The sequence below is a fragment of the Peribacillus faecalis genome (assembly GCF_014712675.1).
In the GTDB taxonomy this organism is placed as follows: domain Bacteria; phylum Bacillota; class Bacilli; order Bacillales; family DSM-1321; genus Bacillus_AD; species Bacillus_AD faecalis.
In genome coordinates this window covers 14,109-34,880 of record NZ_JACXSI010000021.1, presented here as the reverse complement: position 1 = coordinate 34,880, position 20,772 = coordinate 14,109, and the positions used below count along the sequence as shown (strand labels likewise).

Sequence of the window (20,772 nt, the reverse complement as noted above, 5' to 3'; positions counted from 1 at the left end):
TCTTCCACAAGCCTTAAATATAAGGAAAATGCCTGGAATTTAAAAGGGAGGTCGGCCCCTTGCTGGATGTTAATAATTTTGAGTATATGAAAATAGGTTTAGCTTCTCCTGACAAGATACGTTCTTGGTCATATGGGGAAGTCAAAAAACCAGAAACAATTAACTACCGTACATTGAAACCTGAAAAGGACGGTCTATTCTGCGAAAGAATCTTCGGTCCGACAAAAGATTGGGAATGTCATTGCGGTAAATATAAACGCGTACGCTATAAAGGCGTAGTCTGTGATCGATGCGGTGTTGAAGTAACAAGATCAAAAGTTCGCCGTGAGCGCATGGGACACATTGAACTTGCTGCACCTGTATCGCACATTTTGTACTTTAAAGGAATTCCAAGCCGTATGGGACTTGTCTTAGACATGTCCCCGCGAGCTCTTGAAGAAGTTATCTATTTCGCTTCTTACGTTGTAACAGATGTAGGACAGTCTACTCTAGAGAAGAAACAACTTCTTTCAGAGAAAGAATATAGAACTTATCGAGAAAAATTCGGAAACAAATTCCAAGCTTCTATGGGTGCTGAGGCAATCCGCAAACTTCTTTCTGACATTGATACAGAAAAAGAAGTAGAAGCTTTAAAAGAAGAATTAAAAACTGCTCAAGGACAACGTCGTACAAGAGCAATCAAACGTTTAGAAGTACTAGAAGCATTCCGTAACTCAGGCAATGAGCCATCATGGATGATCTTAGATGTACTGCCGGTAATCCCGCCAGAACTTCGTCCAATGGTACAGCTTGACGGTGGACGCTTCGCGACATCTGACTTGAACGATCTATATCGTCGAGTTATCAACCGTAACAACCGTTTAAAACGCTTGTTGGACCTAGGTGCTCCAAGCATCATTGTTCAAAACGAAAAACGTATGCTACAAGAAGCAGTTGACGCACTGATCGATAACGGTCGTCGTGGAAGACCAGTAACTGGACCGGGTAACCGTCCGTTAAAATCACTTTCACACATGCTGAAAGGTAAACAAGGTCGTTTCCGTCAAAACCTTCTTGGTAAACGTGTAGACTACTCTGGTCGTTCGGTTATCGTCGTAGGACCAAACTTAAAAATGTATCAATGTGGTCTGCCGAAAGAAATGGCAATCGAGCTATTCAAACCTTTCGTAATGAAAGAATTAGTAGGCAAAGGCTTAGCACATAACATTAAATCAGCAAAACGCAAAATCGAAAGATTACAACCGGAAGTTTGGGACGTCTTGGAATCAGTAATTAAGGAGCATCCTGTATTACTGAACCGTGCACCTACGCTTCACAGACTTGGTATTCAAGCGTTCGAGCCTACGTTAGTAGAAGGTCGCGCAATTCGTCTTCACCCGTTAGTATGTACTGCATACAATGCAGACTTTGACGGTGACCAAATGGCGGTTCACGTTCCTTTATCAGCTGAAGCACAAGCAGAAGCTCGTCTTCTAATGCTAGCTGCTCAAAACATCTTGAACCCTAAAGACGGTAAACCGGTTGTTACACCTTCTCAGGATATGGTATTAGGTAACTACTACTTAACACTTGAGCGAGAAGGCGCTGTTGGTGAAGGTATGATTTTCAATGATACAAATGAAGCATTAGTGGCATACCAAAATGGATATGTACATCTTCATTCACGTGTAGCTGTAAATGCTGGTTCATTAGGAAACCCTACTTTCTCTGAAGAGCAAAACAACATGCTTCTAATGACTACAGTCGGTAAATTGATATTCAACGAAATTCTTCCTAAGACTTTCCCATATATCAATGAACCAACTCAAGAAAACCTAGAAGTAAAAACATCTGAGCGTTTCTTCGTTGAGAAAGGCGCAAATGTAGTGGAGAGCATTAAAGCTCAACCAATCATTGATCCGTTCAAAAAAGGTTACCTTGGAAAAATCATCGCTGAAGTGTTCAAGCGTTTCAAAATCACTGAAACGTCTAAAATGCTTGACCGCATGAAAGACCTTGGATTCAAATACTCTACTAAAGCTGGTATCACTGTTGGTGTAGCTGATATCGTTGTATTAGAAGAGAAGAAAAAAATCATCGATGATGCACAAACAAAAGTAGATAACGTTATGAAGCAATTCAGACGTGGTTTAATCACAGAAGATGAGCGCTATGACCGTGTAATCTCTATCTGGAGTGCAGCAAAAGATGAAATTCAGGCGAAACTAATGAAATCATTAGACCGCCGCAACCCGATCTTCATGATGAGTGACTCTGGTGCCCGTGGTAACGCATCTAACTTTACGCAGCTAGCAGGTATGCGTGGTCTGATGGCCAACCCGGCTGGTCGTATCATTGAGTTACCAATCAAATCAAGTTTCCGTGAAGGTCTGACAGTATTAGAGTACTTCATCTCTACACACGGTGCTCGTAAAGGTCTAGCCGATACAGCCCTGAAAACTGCCGACTCAGGTTACCTGACTCGCCGTCTTGTAGACGTAGCCCAAGATGTTATCGTTCGTGACGATGATTGCGGAACTGACCGCGGACTTCTTGTTGGTGCATTAAGAGAAGGTACGGAAACAATTGAACGTCTTGAAGAACGTTTAGTAGGCCGCTATGCAAGAAAAACAATTAAACATCCGGAAACAGGCGAAGTTATCGTTCCTGAAAACGGACTGATCACTGAAGATCTTGCTAAATATATTGAAGATGTTGGTATCGAGCAAGTGTGGATTCGCTCTGCATTCACATGTAACACACGCCACGGCGTATGTAAAAAATGTTATGGCCGCAACTTAGCTACTGGTCAAGAGGTTGAAGTTGGAGAAGCGGTAGGTATTATCGCTGCTCAATCAATCGGTGAGCCAGGTACACAGTTAACGATGCGTACATTCCATACAGGTGGGGTTGCCGGAGACGATATCACTCAAGGTTTACCTCGTATCCAAGAGATTTTCGAAGCGCGTAATCCAAAAGGTTTAGCGCACATTTCTGAAATTGACGGATATGTTGCAGATATCAGCGAAGGAAAAGATAAACAACAGATTATTGTCATCGAAGGCGAAGTAGAGAAACGTGAATACGCCGTTCCTTATACATCACGTCTGAAAGTGGCTGTTTCTGACAACGTTAAACGCGGTCAGGAATTAACTGAGGGTTCTATCGATCCGAAAGAACTTCTGAAAGTTAAAGATACGCTTGCAGTACAAGAATATCTGCTTAAAGAAGTACAAAAAGTATACCGTATGCAAGGGGTAGAAATCGGAGACAAACATATCGAGGTAATGGTAAGACAAATGCTTCGCAAAATCCGCGTAGTCGATGCGGGTGAAACGAGCGTTCTACCAGGTACGCTTCTTGATATTCATCAGTTCACTGATGCTAACACATCAGCGCTACTTGAAGGGAAAACTCCGGCTACCGGACGCCCGGTATTACTTGGTATTACAAAAGCGTCTCTTGAAACAGACTCATTCCTATCTGCAGCATCATTCCAAGAAACAACTCGTGTTCTTACAGATGCAGCAATCAAAGGAAAACGAGACGAGTTACTGGGACTTAAAGAAAATGTTATCATTGGTAAGCTAGTTCCTGCAGGTACTGGTATGCCGCGCTACCGCAAAGCAACTCCAGTATTTGTTGAAGACTTAGAACAAGAAGCTACACCGGTAGAATAATAAATAATAAAACGGTCAGTGACCGGTTCACTGACCGTTTTATTTATTTTTGATAATGTTAGTTGACAGTCATCGGACAAAAATGATATTATAGCAAAGGTGCTTCTGCTATACCATTTGACATTCAACATGTACGAATGGTACAAAGTGAAGCAGATCCGCCTGAAATGTGTTTCACTGAAACGCATATTATTCTTTAAAAGTAAAACTGTTTTTGTGGTAGTAACTACAAAAACTTTGTTTTTGCTAAATTATGAACCACCTGGATGTGTGGTACAAGAACAAGAAGTGAAAGGAGGAAAACCAATGCCTACTATTAACCAATTAGTGCGTAAAGGACGTCAGTCTAAGGAAACTAAATCTAAGTCTCCAGCACTTAACAAAGGCTACAACAGCTTCAAAAAAGCTCAAACTAACGTGTCATCTCCACAAAAACGTGGTGTTTGTACTCGTGTAGGTACAATGACACCTAAGAAGCCAAACTCAGCGTTACGTAAATACGCTCGTGTACGTTTAACTAACGGAATCGAGGTTACTGCATACATTCCTGGTATCGGACACAACCTACAAGAACACAGTGTTGTTCTAATTCGTGGTGGACGTGTAAAAGACTTACCAGGGGTACGTTATCATATCGTACGTGGTGCGCTTGATACTGCAGGTGTTAACAACCGTATGCAAGGCCGTTCTAAATACGGTACTAAGCGTCCGAAAGCTCCAAAGAACTAATAACTAAAACATTAAAATAATTCTTCGTTGAAAGGAGGAAATAACATGCCTCGTAAAGGTCCTGTTGCAAAAAGAGATGTATTACCAGATCCAATTTATAATTCAAAATTAATCACAAAGCTTATCAACAAGCTAATGATTGATGGTAAAAGAGGTACAGCACAACAAATTCTGTACAACGCTTTTGATCTAATTAAAGAACGTTCTGGTAAAGAGCCTATGGAAGTATTCGATCAAGCTCTAAAAAATATCATGCCTGTGCTTGAAGTTAAAGCACGTCGTGTTGGTGGTTCAAACTACCAAGTACCAGTTGAGGTGCGTCCAGAGCGTCGTACTACTTTAGGTCTTCGTTGGTTAGTTAACTACACTCGTCTTCGTGGTGAAAAAACTATGGAAGAGCGTTTAGCTAACGAAATCCTTGATGCTGCTAACAACACTGGTGCATCAGTTAAGAAACGTGAAGACACTCACAAAATGGCTGAAGCTAACAAAGCATTCGCTCATTATCGTTGGTAGGATTCACACATTATTCCTAATAATATTCTTCAATAAGGAAGGAGAAATACCAAATGGCTAGAGAGTTCTCCTTAGCAAAGACTCGTAATATTGGTATCATGGCACATATCGATGCTGGTAAAACTACCACTACTGAACGTGTTCTTTACTATACAGGCCGTATCCATAAAATTGGTGAAACGCACGAAGGTGCTTCACAAATGGACTGGATGGAGCAAGAACAAGAGCGTGGTATCACAATCACTTCAGCTGCTACAACAGCTCAGTGGAAAGAACACCGCGTTAACATCATCGACACACCAGGACACGTAGACTTCACTGTAGAAGTTGAACGTTCTCTTCGTGTACTTGATGGTGCTGTAGCTGTACTTGATGCGCAATCAGGCGTTGAGCCTCAAACTGAAACGGTTTGGCGTCAAGCTACAACTTACGGAGTTCCACGTGTAGTATTCGTAAACAAAATGGACAAAATCGGCGCAGACTTCCTATACTCTGTAGGGACTCTACACGATCGTCTACAAGCGAATGCTCACCCAATTCAACTACCAATCGGTGCTGAAGATCAATTCGAAGGTATCATTGACCTAGTTGAAATGAAAGCAATCATGTACGGAAACGACCTTGGTACTGATATCAAGGAAGTTGAAATCCCTGCAGAATACCAAGATCAAGCTGAAGAATACCGTGAAAAATTAGTTGAAGCGGTAGCTGAGCTTGACGAAGAATTAATGGAGAAATACCTTGGCGGAGAAGAAATCACTATTGATGAGCTTAAAGCTGCTATCCGTAAAGGTACAGTAAACGTTGAATTCTACCCAGTAATCTGTGGTTCTGCATTCAAAAACAAAGGTGTTCAATTAATGCTTGACGCTGTAATTGACTATCTTCCATCTCCACTTGATGTACCGGCTATCAAAGGTACTGTACCTCAATCAGATGAAGAAGTTACTCGTCCATCAAGCGACGAAGAGCCGTTCGCAGCTCTAGCGTTCAAAGTTATGACTGACCCTTATGTTGGTAAATTAACATTCTTCCGTGTATACTCTGGTACATTGAGCTCAGGTTCATACGTACAAAACTCTACAAAAGGTAAGCGTGAACGTGTAGGTCGTATCCTTCAAATGCACGCTAACTCTCGTGAAGAGATTTCACAAGTATACGCTGGGGACATCGCTGCTGCTGTAGGTCTAAAAGACACTACAACTGGTGATACTCTATGTGACGAAAAGAATCTTGTAATTCTTGAGTCTATGGAATTCCCAGAGCCAGTTATCTCATTATCTATCGAGCCTAAAACTAAGGCCGACCAAGATAAAATGACAACTGCTCTACAAAAACTTCAAGAAGAAGATCCTACATTCCGTGCGCATACTGACCAAGAAACTGGTGAAGTAATTATCGCAGGTATGGGTGAGCTTCACCTTGATATCATCGTTGACCGTATGCGTCGCGAATTTAAAGTAGAAGCTAACGTTGGTGCACCTCAGGTTGCATACCGTGAAACTTTCCGCCAATCTGCTCAAGTTGAGGGTAAATTTGCTCGTCAATCTGGTGGACGCGGTCAATTCGGACACGTTTGGATCGAATTCGCTCCAAATGAAGAAGGAAAAGGCTTTGAATTCGAAAACGCAATCGTTGGTGGGGTTGTACCACGTGAATACATTCCTGCAGTTCAAGCAGGTCTAGAAGATGCTCTTGAGCGCGGTGTATTAGCTGGATTCCCTATGGTTGACGTTAAAGCTAAATTATTCGACGGATCTTACCATGATGTTGACTCATCTGAAATGGCCTTCAAAATTGCTGCATCTATGGCATTGAAAAATGCTGCATCAAAATGTAAGCCAGTTATTCTTGAGCCAGTCATGAAAGTTGAAGTTGTAATGCCTGAAGAGTATCTTGGAGATATTATGGGTAACATTACTTCTCGCCGTGGACGCGTTGAAGGTATGGAAGCACGCGGTAACGCACAAGTAGTTAAAGCGTTCGTTCCACTATCTGAAATGTTCGGATATGCAACGACTCTACGTTCAGCAACTCAAGGTCGCGGAACGTTCTCAATGCACTTCGACCACTATGAAGAAGTACCTAAAGCTATCTCTGAAGAGATCATCAAAAAAAATAAAGGTGAATAATTGATTTTCATCTTTCAATAAAGTATAACTACTTATGTAAGCTATGAAGGAAGTGTTATATTCTTCCTTTATAGCAGCATACTTAACAAATCTAATTATCTATTTTGAGGAGGAAATTCCTAATGGCTAAAGCTAAATTCGATCGCTCTAAACCACACGTTAATATCGGAACTATCGGTCACGTTGACCATGGTAAAACAACTCTAACTGCAGCTATCACTTCAGTACTTTCTAAAGTAGGTGGAGCTGAAGCTCGCGCTTACGACCAAATCGACGGTGCTCCAGAAGAAAGAGAACGTGGTATCACAATCTCAACTGCACACGTTGAGTATGAAACTGCAACTCGTCACTATGCACACGTTGACTGCCCAGGACACGCTGACTATGTTAAAAACATGATCACTGGTGCTGCTCAAATGGACGGCGGTATCCTAGTAGTATCTGCTGCTGACGGCCCAATGCCACAAACTCGTGAGCACATCCTTCTTTCTCGTCAAGTAGGTGTTCCTTACCTAGTTGTATTCATGAACAAATGTGACATGGTAGACGACGAAGAGTTACTTGAACTAGTTGAAATGGAAATTCGTGACCTTCTTTCTGAATACGAATTCCCTGGCGATGATATCCCAGTAATCAAAGGTTCTGCTCTTAAAGCTCTTGAAGGAGAAGCTGAATGGGAAGAAAAAATCAACGAGCTTATGGCTGCAGTTGACGAATACATCCCAACTCCAACTCGTGACACTGACAAACCATTCATGATGCCAGTTGAGGACGTATTCTCAATCACTGGTCGTGGTACTGTTGCTACAGGTCGTGTTGAGCGTGGACAAGTTAAAGTTGGTGACGTTGTTGAGATCGTAGGTCTTGCTGAAGAAGCTAAATCAACAACTGTAACTGGTGTAGAAATGTTCCGTAAGCTTCTTGACTATGCTGAAGCTGGTGACAACATCGGTGCACTACTTCGTGGTGTTTCTCGTGACGAAATCGAACGTGGTCAAGTATTAGCTAAACCAGGTTCAATCAACCCACACACAAACTTCAAAGCTGAAGTTTACGTACTATCAAAAGAAGAAGGTGGACGTCACACTCCATTCTTCTCAAACTACCGTCCACAGTTCTACTTCCGTACAACTGACGTAACTGGTATCTGTAACCTTCCTGAAGGTGTAGAAATGGTTATGCCTGGCGACAACATCGAAATGACTGTTGAACTAATCGCTTCAGTTGCTATCGAAGAAGGTACTAAATTCTCTATCCGTGAGGGTGGACGTACTGTAGGCGCTGGCGTAGTTTCTTCTATCATCAAGTAATTTGCGCTAACGCATTCCAAAAGCAGATGGATTTTCCATCTGCTTTTTTTATTTTCTATGATATAATCATAAAGCTTGAGAAACGATAAGTTATAAGAGCATAGGTAAGTAAATGACGAGTTTCTTCTATTATTAACTAAGCAGCGAGATAGAACTCTACGATTGAATAGCAAGACTCATCGAGCAGTTACTTGCTGGAGTTTTAATAAACAATTGCCAGCTGATAACTACAGCTTGAAAAAAAGTCGTTTACTATGTATAATAGAAAAAGTGTGCTACAGAACATGTTCAGAAATAAAAATGGGTTGCATTTTGATTTGAAGTTCTGTATAATAGACAATGTTGGTCTTTGGCCGCGATGATGCGGGAGGTTGCTGATACACCCGGCCGCTTTGCCATGGCGAGTGTAAGGAAATTTCCGCGGAGTAATGTCTATTTAGAAAAATAGGCGAAAAGGAGGGAAAATAATGGCAAAACAAAAGATTCGTATTCGTTTAAAAGCATATGATCACCGTATCCTTGATCAATCTGCTGAGAAAATCGTTGAAACTGCAAAACGTTCTGGTGCTGCTGTATCTGGTCCGATTCCATTACCAACAGAAAGATCAGTATATACGATCCTACGTGCAGTTCATAAGTACAAAGATTCTCGTGAACAATTCGAGATGCGTACTCACAAACGTCTAATCGACATCGTGAATCCAACACCACAAACTGTTGATTCATTAATGCGTTTAGATCTGCCATCTGGCGTTGATATCGAAATCAAATTGTAATCATAAATAAAACATTATCAGGAGGTGTGACTTATGACCAAAGGAATCTTAGGAAGAAAAATCGGTATGACGCAAGTATTTGCTGAAAACGGTGAATTAATCCCTGTAACAGTTGTTGAAGCTGGTTCAAACGTTGTTCTTCAAAAGAAAACAATCGAAAACGATGGCTACGAAGCAATCCAAATCGGTTTCTCTGACAAACGTGAAAAATTAGCTAACAAACCTGAAAAAGGACACGTAGCAAAAGCAAACACTGCACCTAAGCGCTTCATTCGCGAATTCCGCGGAGTTAACCTTGATGAATATGAGGTTGGTCAAGAAGTCCAAGTTAATATTTTCGCTGAAGGCGATGTAGTTGATGTAACAGGTGTATCAAAAGGTAAAGGTTTCCAAGGCTCAATCAAACGCCACGGACAATCTCGCGGACCAATGTCTCACGGTTCTCGTTACCACCGTCGCCCTGGTTCAATGGGTCCTGTTGCTCCAAACCGTGTATTCAAAGGTAAATTATTACCTGGACGTATGGGTGGAGATCAAATCACTGTTCAAAACTTAACAATTGTTAAAGTTGACGCTGAGCGTAACTTACTATTGATTAAAGGTAACGTACCTGGTGCGAAAAAATCTCTAATCAAAGTTAAAAGTGCGGTTAAAGCAAAATAAGTTAACAAGAAAGGAGGAGCATTAGAAAATGCCTAAAGTTACATTATTTGACCAAAAAGGCGCTAAAGTTGGCGAAATCGAGCTAGCTGAGTCTATTTTTGGTATTGAACCTAACCAAAGCGTATTATTCGAAGCAATCGTTATGCAACGCGCTTCATTACGTCAAGGTACTCACAAAGTAAAAAATCGTTCTGAAGTATCAGGCGGTGGACGTAAACCATGGCGTCAAAAAGGTACTGGTCGTGCACGTCAAGGTTCTATCCGCTCTCCACAATGGCGTGGCGGTGGTACTGTATTCGGACCACAACCAAGATCTTACAGCTACAAACTTCCTAAGAAAGTACGTCGCTTAGCTCTTAAATCTGCTTTAGCTTCTAAAGTAGTAGAAGAGAACATCTTAGTAATTGACAGCTTATCTTTCGAAGCTCCAAAAACTAAAGAAGCGGTAGCGTTCTTAAAAGGATTATCTGTAGACACTAAAGCACTTATCGTAACAGATGTAGTGAATGATAACGTAGCATTATCAGCTCGTAACATCCCTGGAGTTACAGTTGTTGACGCTAACGGCTTAAACGTGTTAGATTTAGTATCTCACAACAAGCTAATCATCACTAAATCAGCTGTTGAAAAAGTAGAGGAGGTGCTTGCATAATGGATGCACGTGATATCATTAAGCGCCCTGTAATCACTGAGGCTTCTGCTGACGCAATGGCTCAAAAGAAATACACTTTTGAAGTTGATGTAAAAGCTAACAAAACTCAAGTTAAAGATGCTGTTCAAGAAATCTTTGACGTTAAAGTTGAAAAAGTTAACATCATGAACTATAAAGGTAAATTCAAACGCATGGGACGTCATGCAGGCTATACAAACAAGCGCCGTAAAGCGATTGTTACACTAACACAAGATAGTAAAGATATCGAGATTTTTGAAGCGTAAGCTTTATTAATTAGTAGAAGGAGGGAAAACAATGGCGATTAAAAAGTATAAACCTACCTCCAATGGTCGACGTAATATGACTGCTTCTGATTTCGCTGAGATCACTACTAGCACTCCAGAAAAGTCACTATTAGCTCCTTTACACAAAAAGGGCGGTCGTAATAACCAAGGTAAGTTAACTGTTCGTCATCAAGGTGGCGGCCACAAGCGTCAATACCGTATTATTGACTTCAAACGCAATAAAGATGGTATACCAGGACGCGTTGCTACTATTGAGTATGATCCAAACCGTTCAGCAAACATCGCATTGATTAACTATGTGGATGGTGAAAAACGTTATATCCTAGCTCCTAAAGGCCTAGAAGTAGGTATGGAGATCATGTCAGGCGCTGAGGCTGACATCAAAGTAGGTAACGCACTACCACTTCAAAACATTCCAGTAGGTACTGTAATTCACAACATCGAGTTAAAACCTGGTAAAGGTGGCCAACTTGTACGTTCAGCTGGTACTTCTGCACAATTACTTGGTAAAGAAGGACGCTACGTATTAGTACGCCTTAACTCTGGTGAAGTTCGTATGATCCTAGCTACTTGCCGTGCTACTGTAGGTCAAGTTGGTAACGAGCAACACGAACTTATCAACATCGGTAAAGCAGGTCGTTCTCGTTGGTTAGGCAAACGCCCAACTGTTCGTGGATCTGTAATGAACCCAGTTGATCACCCACACGGTGGTGGTGAAGGTCGTTCTCCAATCGGACGTAAATCACCAATGTCACCATGGGGCAAACCAACTCTTGGTGCTAAAACACGTAAGAAGAAAAACAAATCCGACAAATTTATCGTTCGTCGTTCTAAAAAATAACGGGGTTGAGCTACGGTTCAACAACCGAACCGTAGGACAATCACGAAGGGAGGTACACCCATGGGTCGTAGCCTAAAAAAAGGACCTTTTGTTGATGATCATTTAATGGTTAAAATCGAGAAGTTAAATGAAGCTGACAAGAAACAAGTAGTAAAAACTTGGTCTCGTCGTTCTACTATCTTCCCACAATTCATCGGTCACACAATCGCTGTTTATGATGGACGTAAACATGTTCCTGTATACGTAACGGAAGATATGGTAGGTCACAAGTTAGGTGAGTTCGCACCAACGCGCGCTTACAAAGGTCACGCAAGTGATGACAAGAAAACAAGACGTTAATGAGAGGAGGGCATCTCATGCAAGCAAAAGCTGTTGCTAATACAGTTCGCATTGCGCCTCGTAAAGTTCGTTTAGTAATCGATCTTATCAGAGGTAAGCAAGTAGGAGAAGCGATCGCAATCCTTCGCCACACACCAAAAGCAGCATCTCCAGTAGTAGAGAAATTATTAAAATCTGCTATGGCAAACGCTGAACACAACTACGAAATGGACGTAAATAATTTAGTAGTTGCTGAAACATACGTGAACGAAGGACCAACTTTAAAACGTTTCCGTCCTCGCGCTATGGGTCGTGCGAGTGCGATCAACAAACGTACTAGTCATATTACAATCGTTTTATCAGAAAAGAAGGAGGGATAATCTGTGGGTCAAAAGGTAAATCCAATCGGTTTGCGTGTCGGGATCATCCGTGATTGGGAATCAAAATGGTACGCTGACAAAGACTACGCAAATCTTTTACATGAAGACTTAAAAGTTCGTGAATACATCGCGCAACGTTTAAATGATGCTTCTGTATCTAAGGTTGAAATCGAACGTGCTGCTAACCGCATCAACGTTTCTGTTCACACTGCGAAACCAGGAATGGTTATCGGTAAAGGTGGTACTGAAGTAGAAGCTCTACGTAAAGCTTTAAACCAGTTAACTGGTAAACGTGTACACATCAACATCATTGAAATTAAGAAAGCGGATCTTGACGCGAAACTAGTTGCAGAGAACATCGCTCGTCAATTAGAAAATCGTGTATCTTTCCGTCGTGCTCAAAAACAAGCAATCCAACGCACAATGCGTGCTGGTGCGCAAGGTATCAAAACAATGGTATCTGGTCGTCTTGGTGGCGCTGATATCGCTCGTTCAGAACAATACAGCGAAGGAACTGTTCCACTTCACACACTTCGCGCTGATATAGACTATGCTCATGCTGAAGCTGACACTACTTACGGTAAGCTTGGTGTTAAAGTATGGATCTATCGTGGAGAAGTCCTTCCTACTAAGAAGAAATCCGAGGAAGGAGGAAAATAATCATGTTAATGCCAAAACGCGTTAAATATCGTCGTGAACACCGCGGCAAAATGAGAGGCCAAGCTAAAGGCGGTAAAGAAGTACACTTCGGAGAATACGGTATCCAAGCTCTAGAAGCTTCATGGATCACTAACCGTCAAATCGAAGCTGCTCGTATCGCAATGACTCGTTACATGAAACGTGGCGGTAAAGTTTGGATCAAAATCTTCCCAAGCAAACCATACACTGCTAAACCTCTAGAAGTCCGAATGGGTTCTGGTAAAGGTGCTCCTGAAGGATGGGTAGCTGTTGTTAAACCTGGTAAAGTAATGTTTGAAATCTCTGGTGTATCTGAAGAGGTTGCTCGTGAAGCATTACGTCTTGCATCACACAAACTTCCAGTAAAATGTAAGTTCGTGAAACGAGAAGAAAATGGTGGTGAATCAAATGAAAATTAATGAAATTAAAGACCTAACCACTGCTGAAATTGAACAAAAAGTAAAATCGCTAAAAGAAGAGTTATTCAACCTTCGTTTCCAGTTAGCTACTGGACAACTTGAAAATACTGCACGTATTCGCGAAGTGCGCAAATCGATCGCTCGTATGAAAACTGTTGTTCGTCAAAGAGAGATCAGTGCCAACAATTAATAATCGAGAGGAGGTTTGCGGAAATGAGTGAACGTAACCAACGCAAAGTCTACACTGGACGCGTAGTATCTGACAAAATGGATAAAACGATCACAGTTCAAGTAGAAACGTACAAAACGCACAAACTATACGGTAAACGCGTAAAGTACACTAAAAAGTTCAAAGCTCACGATGAGCAAAACGCAGCGAAAATCGGCGATATCGTGAAAATCATGGAAACTCGCCCTCTATCTGCAACTAAACGCTTCCGTCTAGTTGAAGTAGTAGAAAAAGCTGTTATCATCTAATTATATTCTGTTCGGATAAAGTAAATTCCGAAAGGAGGTCTCGTACATGATTCAACAAGAATCACGTCTAAAAGTTGCTGACAATTCAGGTGCTCGTGAAGTTTTAACAATTAAAGTTCTTGGCGGTTCAGGCCGTAAAACTGCAAACATCGGTGATATCATCGTATGTACTGTAAAACAAGCAACACCTGGTGGCGTTGTTAAAAAAGGTGATGTAGTTAAAGCTGTAGTTGTGCGTACTAAATCTGGTGTACGTCGTAACGATGGTTCTTACATCAAGTTTGATGAGAACGCTTGTGTAATTATCAAAGACGACAAAGGTCCTCGTGGGACTCGTATCTTCGGACCAGTTGCTCGTGAACTTCGTGACAACAACTTCATGAAGATCGTATCACTTGCTCCAGAAGTACTGTAATGTAAAAACCTGTAAAGGCCTTTCAAGGAGGTGCGAAACACATGCATGTTAAAAAAGGTGACAAAGTAGTAGTCATCTCTGGTAAGGATAAAGGCAAACAAGGTGTTATCCTTGAAGCTTACCCGAAGAAAAACCGTGTATTGGTTGAAGGTGTAAATATCGTGAAGAAGCATTCAAAACCTTCTCAAGCTAACCCTCAAGGAGGAATTATTAGCCAAGAAGCTGCTATCCACGTATCAAACGTTATGCCTCTAGATCCTAAAACTGGAGCTCCAACACGTGTTGGCTACAAAACAGTAGACGGTAAAAAAGTACGCGTTTCTGTAAAATCTGGTGAATCCTTAGATAAATAAGTAATTAATGAAGGGAGGTACAATACATGAACCGCCTAAAGGAAAAATATACAAAAGAAATCGTTCCTGCTCTTATGAGCAAGTTTAATTATACATCTGTAATGCAAGCTCCTAAAGTTGAGAAGATTGTTATCAACATGGGTGTAGGTGATGCTGTAGCAAATGCTAAAGCTCTTGACAATGCAGTGGAAGAATTAAGCCTAGTAACTGGTCAAAAACCAGTTGTAACTAGAGCGAAAAAATCAATTGCTGGCTTCCGTCTTCGTGAAGGCATGCCAATCGGTGCGAAAGTAACTCTTCGCGGTGAGCGCATGTATGAATTCCTAGACAAGTTAGTATCAATTTCTTTACCACGTGTACGTGACTTCCGTGGTGTTTCTAAGAAATCATTTGATGGTCGTGGAAACTACACTCTTGGTGTAAAAGAACAACTAATCTTCCCTGAGATTGACTACGATAAAGTAAGTAAAGTTCGTGGAATGGACATCGTAATCGTTACGACGGCAAACACTGATGAAGAAGCACGTGAATTGCTTACTCAAATCGGAATGCCATTCCAAAAGTAATCAAAAATAAAGGGAGGCGTAAACGTGGCTAAAAAATCAATGGTCGTGAAACAAAAGCGCACTCAAAAGTTTAAAGTACAAGAATATACACGTTGTGAGCGCTGTGGTCGCCCGCACTCTGTATACCGTAAATTTAAGCTTTGCCGTATTTGTTTCCGTGAACTTGCATATAAAGGACAAATTCCTGGCGTGAAGAAAGCTAGCTGGTAAAACCCGATTTTGGGAAGGAGGTAAAATTAAATGGTCATGACAGATCCAATTGCAGATATGCTTACTCGCATTCGTAACGCGAACATGGTGCGTCACGAGAAGCTTGAGCTTCCTGCTTCTAAGATTAAAACTGATGTTGCTGAAATCTTGAAACGTGAGGGCTTCATCCGTGATGTAGAACTTATCGAAGACAACAAGCAAGGTATTATCCGTATCTTCTTAAAATACGGTTCAAATAATGAACGTGTAATTACTGGTCTTAAACGTATTAGTAAACCTGGACTACGTGTTTATGCAAAAGCTGGAGAGGTTCCACGCGTATTAAACGGTTTAGGTATCGCTATCGTTTCAACTTCTCAAGGTGTAATCACTGATAAAGAAGCTCGCGCTAAGAAAATTGGCGGAGAAGTACTAGCTTACGTTTGGTAATAAATTTTTTCACGAATGGAGGTGCACTAAATGTCTCGTGTAGGTAAAAAACCTATTGAAATTCCATCAGGCGTTACTGTAACAATTGATGCGAACAACAATGTTATCGTAAAAGGACCAAAAGGCGAGTTATCTCGTACTTTCAATCCTGAAATTACTATCACTCAAGAAGAGAACGTGATCACATTAACTCGTCCTTCTGATTCTAAAGAACACCGTACAATCCATGGTACAACTCGTGCTGTACTAGCTAACATGGTTGAAGGTGTGTCTAAAGGCTTCGAAAGAGGTCTAGAACTTATCGGTGTAGGTTACCGTGCTCAAAAACAAGGTACTAAACTTGTTCTTAACGTTGGGTACTCTCACCCGGTTGAAATCGAACCTGAAGCAGGTATCGAAATCGAAGTTCCTTCTAACACTAAAATCATCGTAAAAGGTGCGAACAAAGAGCGCGTAGGTGCATTAGCAGCTAATATCCGTGACGTTCGTCCGCCAGAGCCATACAAAGGTAAAGGTATTCGTTACGAAGGTGAATTTGTACGTCGTAAAGAAGGTAAAACTGGTAAGTAAGTTTGCATAAGTAAATGAAAGGAGTGACGTAAATTGATCACGAAGCTTGATAAAAATGCAGTTCGTCAAAAAAGACACGCACGCGTTCGTGCTAAACTGTCTGGAACTGAAGCTCGTCCTCGTTTAAATGTGTTCCGTTCAAATAAGCACATTTATGCGCAACTAATTGACGATGTGAACGGCGTAACTCTTGCAAGTGCTTCAACTTTAGACAAAGATGTTAACGTTGAAAGCACTAGCAACATTGAAGCAGCTCAAAAAGTCGGCGAAACAATTGCTAAACGCGCAGTTGAAAAAGGTTATACATCTGTGGTTTTTGACCGCGGAGGTTACCTTTTCCATGGTCGTGTGAAGGCATTAGCTGATGCTGCTCGCGAAAACGGCTTAGAATTTTAATGGATAAGGAGGGACAAAACAATGCGTCGTATTGATCCTAATAAATTAGAACTAGAAGAACGCGTAGTTACAGTTAACCGTGTAGCTAAAGTTGTGAAAGGTGGACGTCGTTTCCGTTTCACTGCGTTAGTAGTTGTAGGTGACAAAAATGGTCACGTTGGTTTCGGTACTGGTAAAGCTCAAGAAGTACCAGATGCTATCCGCAAAGCTATCGAAGATGCTAAGAAAAACTTAATCACAGTACCAATGGTTAATACAAGTATCCCTCACGAAGTTCTTGGAGGATTCGGTGCAGGTTCAATTCTTTTAAAACCTGCTGCTGAAGGTACAGGAGTTATCGCTGGTGGACCAGTTCGTGCGGTTCTTGAATTAGCTGGTGTTGGTGACATTCTTTCAAAATCACTAGGCTCTAACACGCCTATTAACATGGTTCGTGCTACTATGGACGGATTAAAACAATTAAAACGTGCTGAAGACGTAGCTAAATTACGTGGTAAATCAGTAGAAGAACTGTTAGGTTAAGGGAGGGAATATCAATGTCAAAGAAATTAGAAATTACCCTTACTCGTAGCTTAATCGGTCGTCCGAACGACCAACGCGTAACAGTAAACACTCTTGGTTTACGTAAAATGCATCAAACAGTTGTTCTAGATGATAATGCTGCTATCCGCGGTATGATTAATAAGGTTTCTCATCTTGTTACTGTCAAAGAACAATAATTAAACTTTTTCTCTTAACAAGGAGGTGCCCAAATGAAACTTCATGAATTAAAACCTGCAGAAGGTTCTCGTCAAGAACGTAAACGTAAAGGTCGCGGTATCGGTACTGGTAATGGTAAAACAGCTGGTAAAGGTCACAAAGGTCAAAATGCTCGTTCAGGTGGCGGTGTACGTCTAGGGTTCGAAGGTGGTCAAACACCATTATTCCGTCGTTTACCAAAACGCGGTTTCACGAACATCAACCGTAAAGATTACACAGTCGTTAACCTTTCAACTCTTAACGTTTTCGAAGACGGAACAGAAGTAACTCCAGCTCTTCTAATCGAAGCTGGTGTTGTTAAAAAAGAGCGTGCTGGAATCAAAATTCTTGCTAACGGTAAATTAGAGAAAAAACTTACTGTCAAAGCTCACAAATTCTCCTCTGCTGCGAAAGAAGCAATTGAAGCTGCTGGCGGTCAAACTGAGGTGATTTAATGTTTCGGACAATCTCCAATTTTATGCGCGTGGCTGAAATACGAAACAAGATCTTCTTTACGTTATTAATGCTCATCGTATTCCGCATTGGTACGTTTATCCCAGTACCACATGTGAATGCTGACTTTTTTAAAGCTCAAGATGAATTAGGTGTATTCGGTCTTCTGAATACATTTGGTGGAGGAGCTTTACAAAACTTCTCCATCCTTGCTATGGGCATCATGCCTTATATTACGGCATCCATCATCATTTCGCTTTTGCAAATGGATGTTGTGCCGAAGTTTACGGAATGGTCTAAGCAAGGTGAAGTTGGTCGTCGTAAATTAGCTCAGTTTACCCGCTATGGGACAATAGTGCTAGGCTTCATTCAAGCAATCGGTATGTCAATCGGATTTAATAGTATGGCTAATGGAACGCTTATTACAAATCCGGGCATCGCGACTTACTTGTTGATCGCTACGGTACTAACTGCTGGAACGGCATTCCTAATGTGGCTAGGGGAGCAAATTACAGCTAAAGGCGTAGGGAACGGAATCTCAATCATTATCTTCGCTGGGATCATTGCCGGTATACCGAATATGGTAAATCAGATTTATGCTCAACAGCTTGAAAATGCTGGAGATCAACTATTTATGCGTATAGTGATCGTCGTTCTTATCGTACTTGCCGTAATTGCAATGATCGTTGGTGTTATATTCATCCAACAAGCACTGCGTAAAATACCGATTCAGTATGCTAAACGTACTGCAGGCCGCAATCAAATTGGAGGACAATCAACGCACTTACCGTTAAAAGTAAATGCTGCGGGTGTAATCCCGGTAATCTTTGCAGTATCGTTTATCATGACTCCACCTATCATAGCTGGTTTCTTTGAATCAAACAGTGTGACTGAATGGATTATTAAAACTTTCGATTATACTCAACCAATAGGTATGATTCTGTATGTAGCATTAATCATCGCTTTCTCTTATTTCTATGCGTTTGTTCAAGTTAACCCTGAACAAGTTGCAGAGAACTTAAAGAAACAAGGCGGTTACGTACCTGGTATTCGTCCGGGTAAAAATACTGAAGAGTATTTAAAACGTGTATTGTCGCGTTTAACATTTGTCGGTTCTATTTTCTTAGCTGTCATAGCTGTTCTTCCTGTATTTTTCATCAATATTGCGGGTCTTCCGCAATCGGTGCAAATCGGCGGAACTTCTTTGATCATCGTCGTAGGGGTTGCCTTAGAAACGATGAAGGGATTAGAAGCACAACTTGTGAAACGTCATTACAAAGGTTTTATTAAATAATAGGTTTGGGAACAAACGATGTTCCCAACACCCATTATGGAGTTTGAGGGGGAAGATAAATGAATCTAGTTCTTATGGGGCTTCCTGGTGCCGGTAAAGGCACTCAAGCTGAAAAAATTGTAGAAAAATATAACATCCCTCATATCTCAACTGGAGATATGTTCCGTGCTGCTATTAAAGAAGGAACGGAACTAGGCTTACAAGCGAAGTCTTTCATGGACAAAGGCGCATTGGTACCTGATGAGGTAACAATCGGCATTGTAAAAGATCGATTAAGCAAAGATGATTGCGAAAAAGGATTCCTTTTAGACGGTTTCCCTCGTACAGTGGCTCAGGCGGCTGCACTTGATGAAATGCTTTCTGAATTAAGTCGTCCGATTGACTACGTAATTAACGTAGATGTAGATCAAGACATTTTAATGGAAAGACTGACTGGAAGACGTATTTGCAAAGAGTGTGGAGCAACTTACCACCTGGTGTTTAACCCACCTGCTCAAGAAGGTGTATGTACACGCTGTGGCGGAGAGCTTTACCAACGTGCAGATGATAATGCTGAAACGGTTCAAAACCGCTTAGAAGTAAATCTTGCACAAACTAAGCCGCTTTTATCCTTCTACGAAGATAAAGGCACTCTTCGCAATATTAACGGACAACAAGATATTAACGTTGTGTTCGAAGATATTGAAAAACTTCTTGGGGGCTTATAAGTATGATTATTTGTAAAACCCCACGCGAAATTGATATAATGCGTCAAGCTGGGAAAATTGTTGCTTTAACTCATGAAGAATTGAAGAAGCATATTGTACCGGGCATTACGACAAAAGAGCTGGATACGATTGCAGAAAGCTTTATTCGTAAACATGATGCAATTCCCTCATTTAAAGGGTATAATGGATTTCGCGGCAGCATATGTGCTTCAGTAAATGAAGAACTTGTTCATGGGATCCCTGGTTCACGTGTTTTAAAAGAAGGAGATATTATCTCCATCGACATTGGTGCCAAGTACCAAGGTTATCACGGCGACTCAGCCTGGACGTATGCTGTTGGAGTGATTGATGAAGAAACGCAAAGACTTTTGGATGTAACGGAAGAGTCTTTATATAGAGGTTTGGAAGAAGCAAAGCCTAGCGCGCGACTTTCAAATATCTCCCATGCCATTCAAACATATGTTGAGGCAAACAAATTCTCTATTGTTAGAGAGTATGTCGGTCATGGTGTCGGCCAAGACTTACATGAGGATCCACAAATTCCTCACTACGGTCCGCCGAACAAAGGTCCTCGTTTAAAGCCTGGCATGGTGCTTGCTGTCGAACCAATGGTGAATGCAGGAAGCAGATATGTGAAAACTTTAAAGGATAACTGGACTGTCGTTACTCAAGACGGGAAAATGTGCGCACACTTCGAACATACAATAGCTATCACTGAATCCGGGTTTGAAATATTAACGAAGATTTAAGCTTCCTATGTAGAAAACTGTGTTGAATGGATATAAT

At 41.3% G+C, this 20,772-nt stretch carries 29 protein-coding genes; all 29 read left to right on the top strand.

The window, feature by feature from the left end:
• Window positions 1-59: 59 nt before the first annotated feature.
• The 29 genes from rpoC to map all read left to right on the top strand — a co-directional run bounded on the left by rpoC (window position 60) and on the right by map (window position 20,735).
• On the top strand, window positions 60-3,659 hold the full coding sequence (gene rpoC, locus IEO70_RS09695; RefSeq protein ID WP_190998176.1) for a DNA-directed RNA polymerase subunit beta': 3,600 nt from the start codon (window positions 60-62) through the stop codon (window positions 3,657-3,659).
• Window positions 3,660-3,965: 306 nt separating this feature from the next.
• Entirely contained in the window at window positions 3,966-4,388 is a 423-nt protein-coding gene (gene rpsL / locus IEO70_RS09690) for a 30S ribosomal protein S12 (protein WP_190998204.1), read from the top strand.
• Window positions 4,389-4,433: 45 nt separating this feature from the next.
• Window positions 4,434-4,904 carry a 30S ribosomal protein S7 gene (rpsG, locus tag IEO70_RS09685; RefSeq protein WP_190998175.1) on the top strand — a complete coding sequence of 157 codons (471 nt, stop codon included), beginning with the start codon at window positions 4,434-4,436 and terminating at the stop codon, window positions 4,902-4,904.
• Between the two features lie 53 nt (window positions 4,905-4,957).
• On the top strand, window positions 4,958-7,036 hold the full coding sequence (fusA, locus tag IEO70_RS09680) for an elongation factor G (protein WP_190998174.1): 2,079 nt from the start codon (window positions 4,958-4,960) through the stop codon (window positions 7,034-7,036).
• Between the two features lie 122 nt (window positions 7,037-7,158).
• Window positions 7,159-8,346 (top strand): elongation factor Tu, encoded by a 1,188-nt coding sequence (gene tuf, locus IEO70_RS09675; RefSeq protein WP_190998173.1) that lies wholly within the window; start codon window positions 7,159-7,161, stop codon window positions 8,344-8,346.
• A gap of 467 nt (window positions 8,347-8,813) precedes the next feature.
• The gene (gene rpsJ, locus IEO70_RS09670; RefSeq protein WP_019244375.1) at window positions 8,814-9,122 is read left to right on the top strand and encodes a 30S ribosomal protein S10; all 309 of its coding nucleotides are present in this window, start codon (window positions 8,814-8,816) and stop codon (window positions 9,120-9,122) included.
• Window positions 9,123-9,155: 33 nt separating this feature from the next.
• Window positions 9,156-9,785 (top strand): 50S ribosomal protein L3, encoded by a 630-nt coding sequence (gene rplC, locus IEO70_RS09665; protein WP_190998172.1) that lies wholly within the window; start codon window positions 9,156-9,158, stop codon window positions 9,783-9,785.
• Window positions 9,786-9,813: 28 nt separating this feature from the next.
• Complete coding sequence (gene rplD, locus IEO70_RS09660; RefSeq protein WP_190998171.1) at window positions 9,814-10,437, top strand: 50S ribosomal protein L4; 624 nt, start codon at window positions 9,814-9,816, stop codon at window positions 10,435-10,437.
• Window positions 10,437-10,721: a 50S ribosomal protein L23 gene (gene rplW, locus IEO70_RS09655; RefSeq protein ID WP_190998170.1), complete on the top strand. Its 285-nt coding sequence runs from the start codon at window positions 10,437-10,439 to the stop codon at window positions 10,719-10,721. Before rplD ends, rplW begins: the two co-directional genes overlap by 1 nt.
• 31 nt (window positions 10,722-10,752) lie before the next feature.
• Window positions 10,753-11,583 (top strand): 50S ribosomal protein L2, encoded by an 831-nt coding sequence (gene rplB, locus IEO70_RS09650; RefSeq protein ID WP_190998169.1) that lies wholly within the window; start codon window positions 10,753-10,755, stop codon window positions 11,581-11,583.
• Between the two features lie 60 nt (window positions 11,584-11,643).
• Window positions 11,644-11,922, top strand: a complete 279-nt coding sequence (rpsS, locus tag IEO70_RS09645; RefSeq protein WP_190998168.1) for a 30S ribosomal protein S19 — start codon at window positions 11,644-11,646, stop codon at window positions 11,920-11,922.
• Between the two features lie 17 nt (window positions 11,923-11,939).
• Complete coding sequence (gene rplV / locus IEO70_RS09640) at window positions 11,940-12,281, top strand: 50S ribosomal protein L22 (protein WP_190998167.1); 342 nt, start codon at window positions 11,940-11,942, stop codon at window positions 12,279-12,281.
• A gap of 3 nt (window positions 12,282-12,284) precedes the next feature.
• Window positions 12,285-12,941: a 30S ribosomal protein S3 gene (gene rpsC / locus IEO70_RS09635; protein WP_190998166.1), complete on the top strand. Its 657-nt coding sequence runs from the start codon at window positions 12,285-12,287 to the stop codon at window positions 12,939-12,941.
• Between the two features lie 2 nt (window positions 12,942-12,943).
• Window positions 12,944-13,378 carry a 50S ribosomal protein L16 gene (gene rplP, locus IEO70_RS09630; RefSeq protein ID WP_190998165.1) on the top strand — a complete coding sequence of 145 codons (435 nt, stop codon included), beginning with the start codon at window positions 12,944-12,946 and terminating at the stop codon, window positions 13,376-13,378.
• The gene (gene rpmC / locus IEO70_RS09625) at window positions 13,368-13,568 is read left to right on the top strand and encodes a 50S ribosomal protein L29 (protein WP_190998164.1); all 201 of its coding nucleotides are present in this window, start codon (window positions 13,368-13,370) and stop codon (window positions 13,566-13,568) included. The genes rplP and rpmC overlap by 11 nt, the downstream gene beginning before the upstream one ends.
• 23 nt (window positions 13,569-13,591) lie before the next feature.
• Window positions 13,592-13,855, top strand: coding sequence for a 30S ribosomal protein S17 (rpsQ, locus tag IEO70_RS09620; protein WP_190998163.1), 264 nt, complete (start codon window positions 13,592-13,594; stop codon window positions 13,853-13,855).
• 46 nt (window positions 13,856-13,901) lie between these two features.
• Entirely contained in the window at window positions 13,902-14,270 is a 369-nt protein-coding gene (gene rplN / locus IEO70_RS09615; RefSeq protein ID WP_190998162.1) for a 50S ribosomal protein L14, read from the top strand.
• Window positions 14,271-14,311: 41 nt separating this feature from the next.
• Window positions 14,312-14,623, top strand: coding sequence for a 50S ribosomal protein L24 (gene rplX / locus IEO70_RS09610; RefSeq protein WP_190998161.1), 312 nt, complete (start codon window positions 14,312-14,314; stop codon window positions 14,621-14,623).
• Window positions 14,624-14,649: 26 nt separating this feature from the next.
• Window positions 14,650-15,189, top strand: coding sequence for a 50S ribosomal protein L5 (gene rplE, locus IEO70_RS09605; RefSeq protein ID WP_190998160.1), 540 nt, complete (start codon window positions 14,650-14,652; stop codon window positions 15,187-15,189).
• A gap of 24 nt (window positions 15,190-15,213) precedes the next feature.
• Complete coding sequence (locus tag IEO70_RS09600; RefSeq protein WP_019244389.1) at window positions 15,214-15,399, top strand: type Z 30S ribosomal protein S14; 186 nt, start codon at window positions 15,214-15,216, stop codon at window positions 15,397-15,399.
• Between the two features lie 30 nt (window positions 15,400-15,429).
• Window positions 15,430-15,828: a 30S ribosomal protein S8 gene (rpsH, locus tag IEO70_RS09595; RefSeq protein WP_050613644.1), complete on the top strand. Its 399-nt coding sequence runs from the start codon at window positions 15,430-15,432 to the stop codon at window positions 15,826-15,828.
• Between the two features lie 30 nt (window positions 15,829-15,858).
• Window positions 15,859-16,398, top strand: coding sequence for a 50S ribosomal protein L6 (gene rplF / locus IEO70_RS09590; RefSeq protein WP_190998159.1), 540 nt, complete (start codon window positions 15,859-15,861; stop codon window positions 16,396-16,398).
• Window positions 16,399-16,431: 33 nt separating this feature from the next.
• The gene (gene rplR / locus IEO70_RS09585; protein WP_190998158.1) at window positions 16,432-16,794 is read left to right on the top strand and encodes a 50S ribosomal protein L18; all 363 of its coding nucleotides are present in this window, start codon (window positions 16,432-16,434) and stop codon (window positions 16,792-16,794) included.
• Between the two features lie 21 nt (window positions 16,795-16,815).
• On the top strand, window positions 16,816-17,316 hold the full coding sequence (rpsE, locus tag IEO70_RS09580) for a 30S ribosomal protein S5 (RefSeq protein ID WP_190998157.1): 501 nt from the start codon (window positions 16,816-16,818) through the stop codon (window positions 17,314-17,316).
• 14 nt (window positions 17,317-17,330) lie between these two features.
• A complete protein-coding gene (gene rpmD, locus IEO70_RS09575; RefSeq protein ID WP_190998156.1) occupies window positions 17,331-17,513 on the top strand; it encodes a 50S ribosomal protein L30 in 183 nt (60 codons plus the stop codon).
• A gap of 33 nt (window positions 17,514-17,546) precedes the next feature.
• A complete protein-coding gene (rplO, locus tag IEO70_RS09570) occupies window positions 17,547-17,987 on the top strand; it encodes a 50S ribosomal protein L15 (RefSeq protein WP_190998155.1) in 441 nt (146 codons plus the stop codon).
• On the top strand, window positions 17,987-19,279 hold the full coding sequence (gene secY, locus IEO70_RS09565; RefSeq protein WP_190998154.1) for a preprotein translocase subunit SecY: 1,293 nt from the start codon (window positions 17,987-17,989) through the stop codon (window positions 19,277-19,279). Before rplO ends, secY begins: the two co-directional genes overlap by 1 nt.
• A 59-nt stretch (window positions 19,280-19,338) precedes the next feature.
• On the top strand, window positions 19,339-19,986 hold the full coding sequence (locus tag IEO70_RS09560) for an adenylate kinase (RefSeq protein ID WP_190998153.1): 648 nt from the start codon (window positions 19,339-19,341) through the stop codon (window positions 19,984-19,986).
• A 2-nt stretch (window positions 19,987-19,988) separates the two neighbouring features.
• Window positions 19,989-20,735: a type I methionyl aminopeptidase gene (gene map, locus IEO70_RS09555; protein WP_190998152.1), complete on the top strand. Its 747-nt coding sequence runs from the start codon at window positions 19,989-19,991 to the stop codon at window positions 20,733-20,735.
• Window positions 20,736-20,772 lie beyond the last annotated feature (37 nt).

What these genes read in the sequence shown, in the direction of transcription:
- rpsQ (WP_190998163.1), top strand. Translation starts at nt 13,592, where the DNA reads ATGAGTGAACGTAACCAACGCAAAGTCTACACTGGACGCGTAGTATCT.
- rpsJ (WP_019244375.1), top strand. Translation starts at nt 8,814, where the DNA reads ATGGCAAAACAAAAGATTCGTATTCGTTTAAAAGCATATGATCACCGT.
- rplW (WP_190998170.1), top strand. Translation starts at nt 10,437, where the DNA reads ATGGATGCACGTGATATCATTAAGCGCCCTGTAATCACTGAGGCTTCT.
- map (WP_190998152.1), top strand. Translation starts at nt 19,989, where the DNA reads ATGATTATTTGTAAAACCCCACGCGAAATTGATATAATGCGTCAAGCT.
- rpsH (WP_050613644.1), top strand. Translation starts at nt 15,430, where the DNA reads ATGGTCATGACAGATCCAATTGCAGATATGCTTACTCGCATTCGTAAC.
- rplV (WP_190998167.1), top strand. Translation starts at nt 11,940, where the DNA reads ATGCAAGCAAAAGCTGTTGCTAATACAGTTCGCATTGCGCCTCGTAAA.
- rpsE (WP_190998157.1), top strand. Translation starts at nt 16,816, where the DNA reads ATGCGTCGTATTGATCCTAATAAATTAGAACTAGAAGAACGCGTAGTT.
- rplN (WP_190998162.1), top strand. Translation starts at nt 13,902, where the DNA reads ATGATTCAACAAGAATCACGTCTAAAAGTTGCTGACAATTCAGGTGCT.
- rplX (WP_190998161.1), top strand. Translation starts at nt 14,312, where the DNA reads ATGCATGTTAAAAAAGGTGACAAAGTAGTAGTCATCTCTGGTAAGGAT.
- rplP (WP_190998165.1), top strand. Translation starts at nt 12,944, where the DNA reads ATGTTAATGCCAAAACGCGTTAAATATCGTCGTGAACACCGCGGCAAA.
- rplC (WP_190998172.1), top strand. Translation starts at nt 9,156, where the DNA reads ATGACCAAAGGAATCTTAGGAAGAAAAATCGGTATGACGCAAGTATTT.
- rpsG (WP_190998175.1), top strand. Translation starts at nt 4,434, where the DNA reads ATGCCTCGTAAAGGTCCTGTTGCAAAAAGAGATGTATTACCAGATCCA.
- tuf (WP_190998173.1), top strand. Translation starts at nt 7,159, where the DNA reads ATGGCTAAAGCTAAATTCGATCGCTCTAAACCACACGTTAATATCGGA.
- rplO (WP_190998155.1), top strand. Translation starts at nt 17,547, where the DNA reads ATGAAACTTCATGAATTAAAACCTGCAGAAGGTTCTCGTCAAGAACGT.
- IEO70_RS09560 (WP_190998153.1), top strand. Translation starts at nt 19,339, where the DNA reads ATGAATCTAGTTCTTATGGGGCTTCCTGGTGCCGGTAAAGGCACTCAA.
- rplB (WP_190998169.1), top strand. Translation starts at nt 10,753, where the DNA reads ATGGCGATTAAAAAGTATAAACCTACCTCCAATGGTCGACGTAATATG.
- secY (WP_190998154.1), top strand. Translation starts at nt 17,987, where the DNA reads ATGTTTCGGACAATCTCCAATTTTATGCGCGTGGCTGAAATACGAAAC.
- rplF (WP_190998159.1), top strand. Translation starts at nt 15,859, where the DNA reads ATGTCTCGTGTAGGTAAAAAACCTATTGAAATTCCATCAGGCGTTACT.
- fusA (WP_190998174.1), top strand. Translation starts at nt 4,958, where the DNA reads ATGGCTAGAGAGTTCTCCTTAGCAAAGACTCGTAATATTGGTATCATG.
- rplD (WP_190998171.1), top strand. Translation starts at nt 9,814, where the DNA reads ATGCCTAAAGTTACATTATTTGACCAAAAAGGCGCTAAAGTTGGCGAA.
- rpsL (WP_190998204.1), top strand. Translation starts at nt 3,966, where the DNA reads ATGCCTACTATTAACCAATTAGTGCGTAAAGGACGTCAGTCTAAGGAA.
- rpsS (WP_190998168.1), top strand. Translation starts at nt 11,644, where the DNA reads ATGGGTCGTAGCCTAAAAAAAGGACCTTTTGTTGATGATCATTTAATG.
- rpmC (WP_190998164.1), top strand. Translation starts at nt 13,368, where the DNA reads ATGAAAATTAATGAAATTAAAGACCTAACCACTGCTGAAATTGAACAA.
- rplE (WP_190998160.1), top strand. Translation starts at nt 14,650, where the DNA reads ATGAACCGCCTAAAGGAAAAATATACAAAAGAAATCGTTCCTGCTCTT.
- rpmD (WP_190998156.1), top strand. Translation starts at nt 17,331, where the DNA reads ATGTCAAAGAAATTAGAAATTACCCTTACTCGTAGCTTAATCGGTCGT.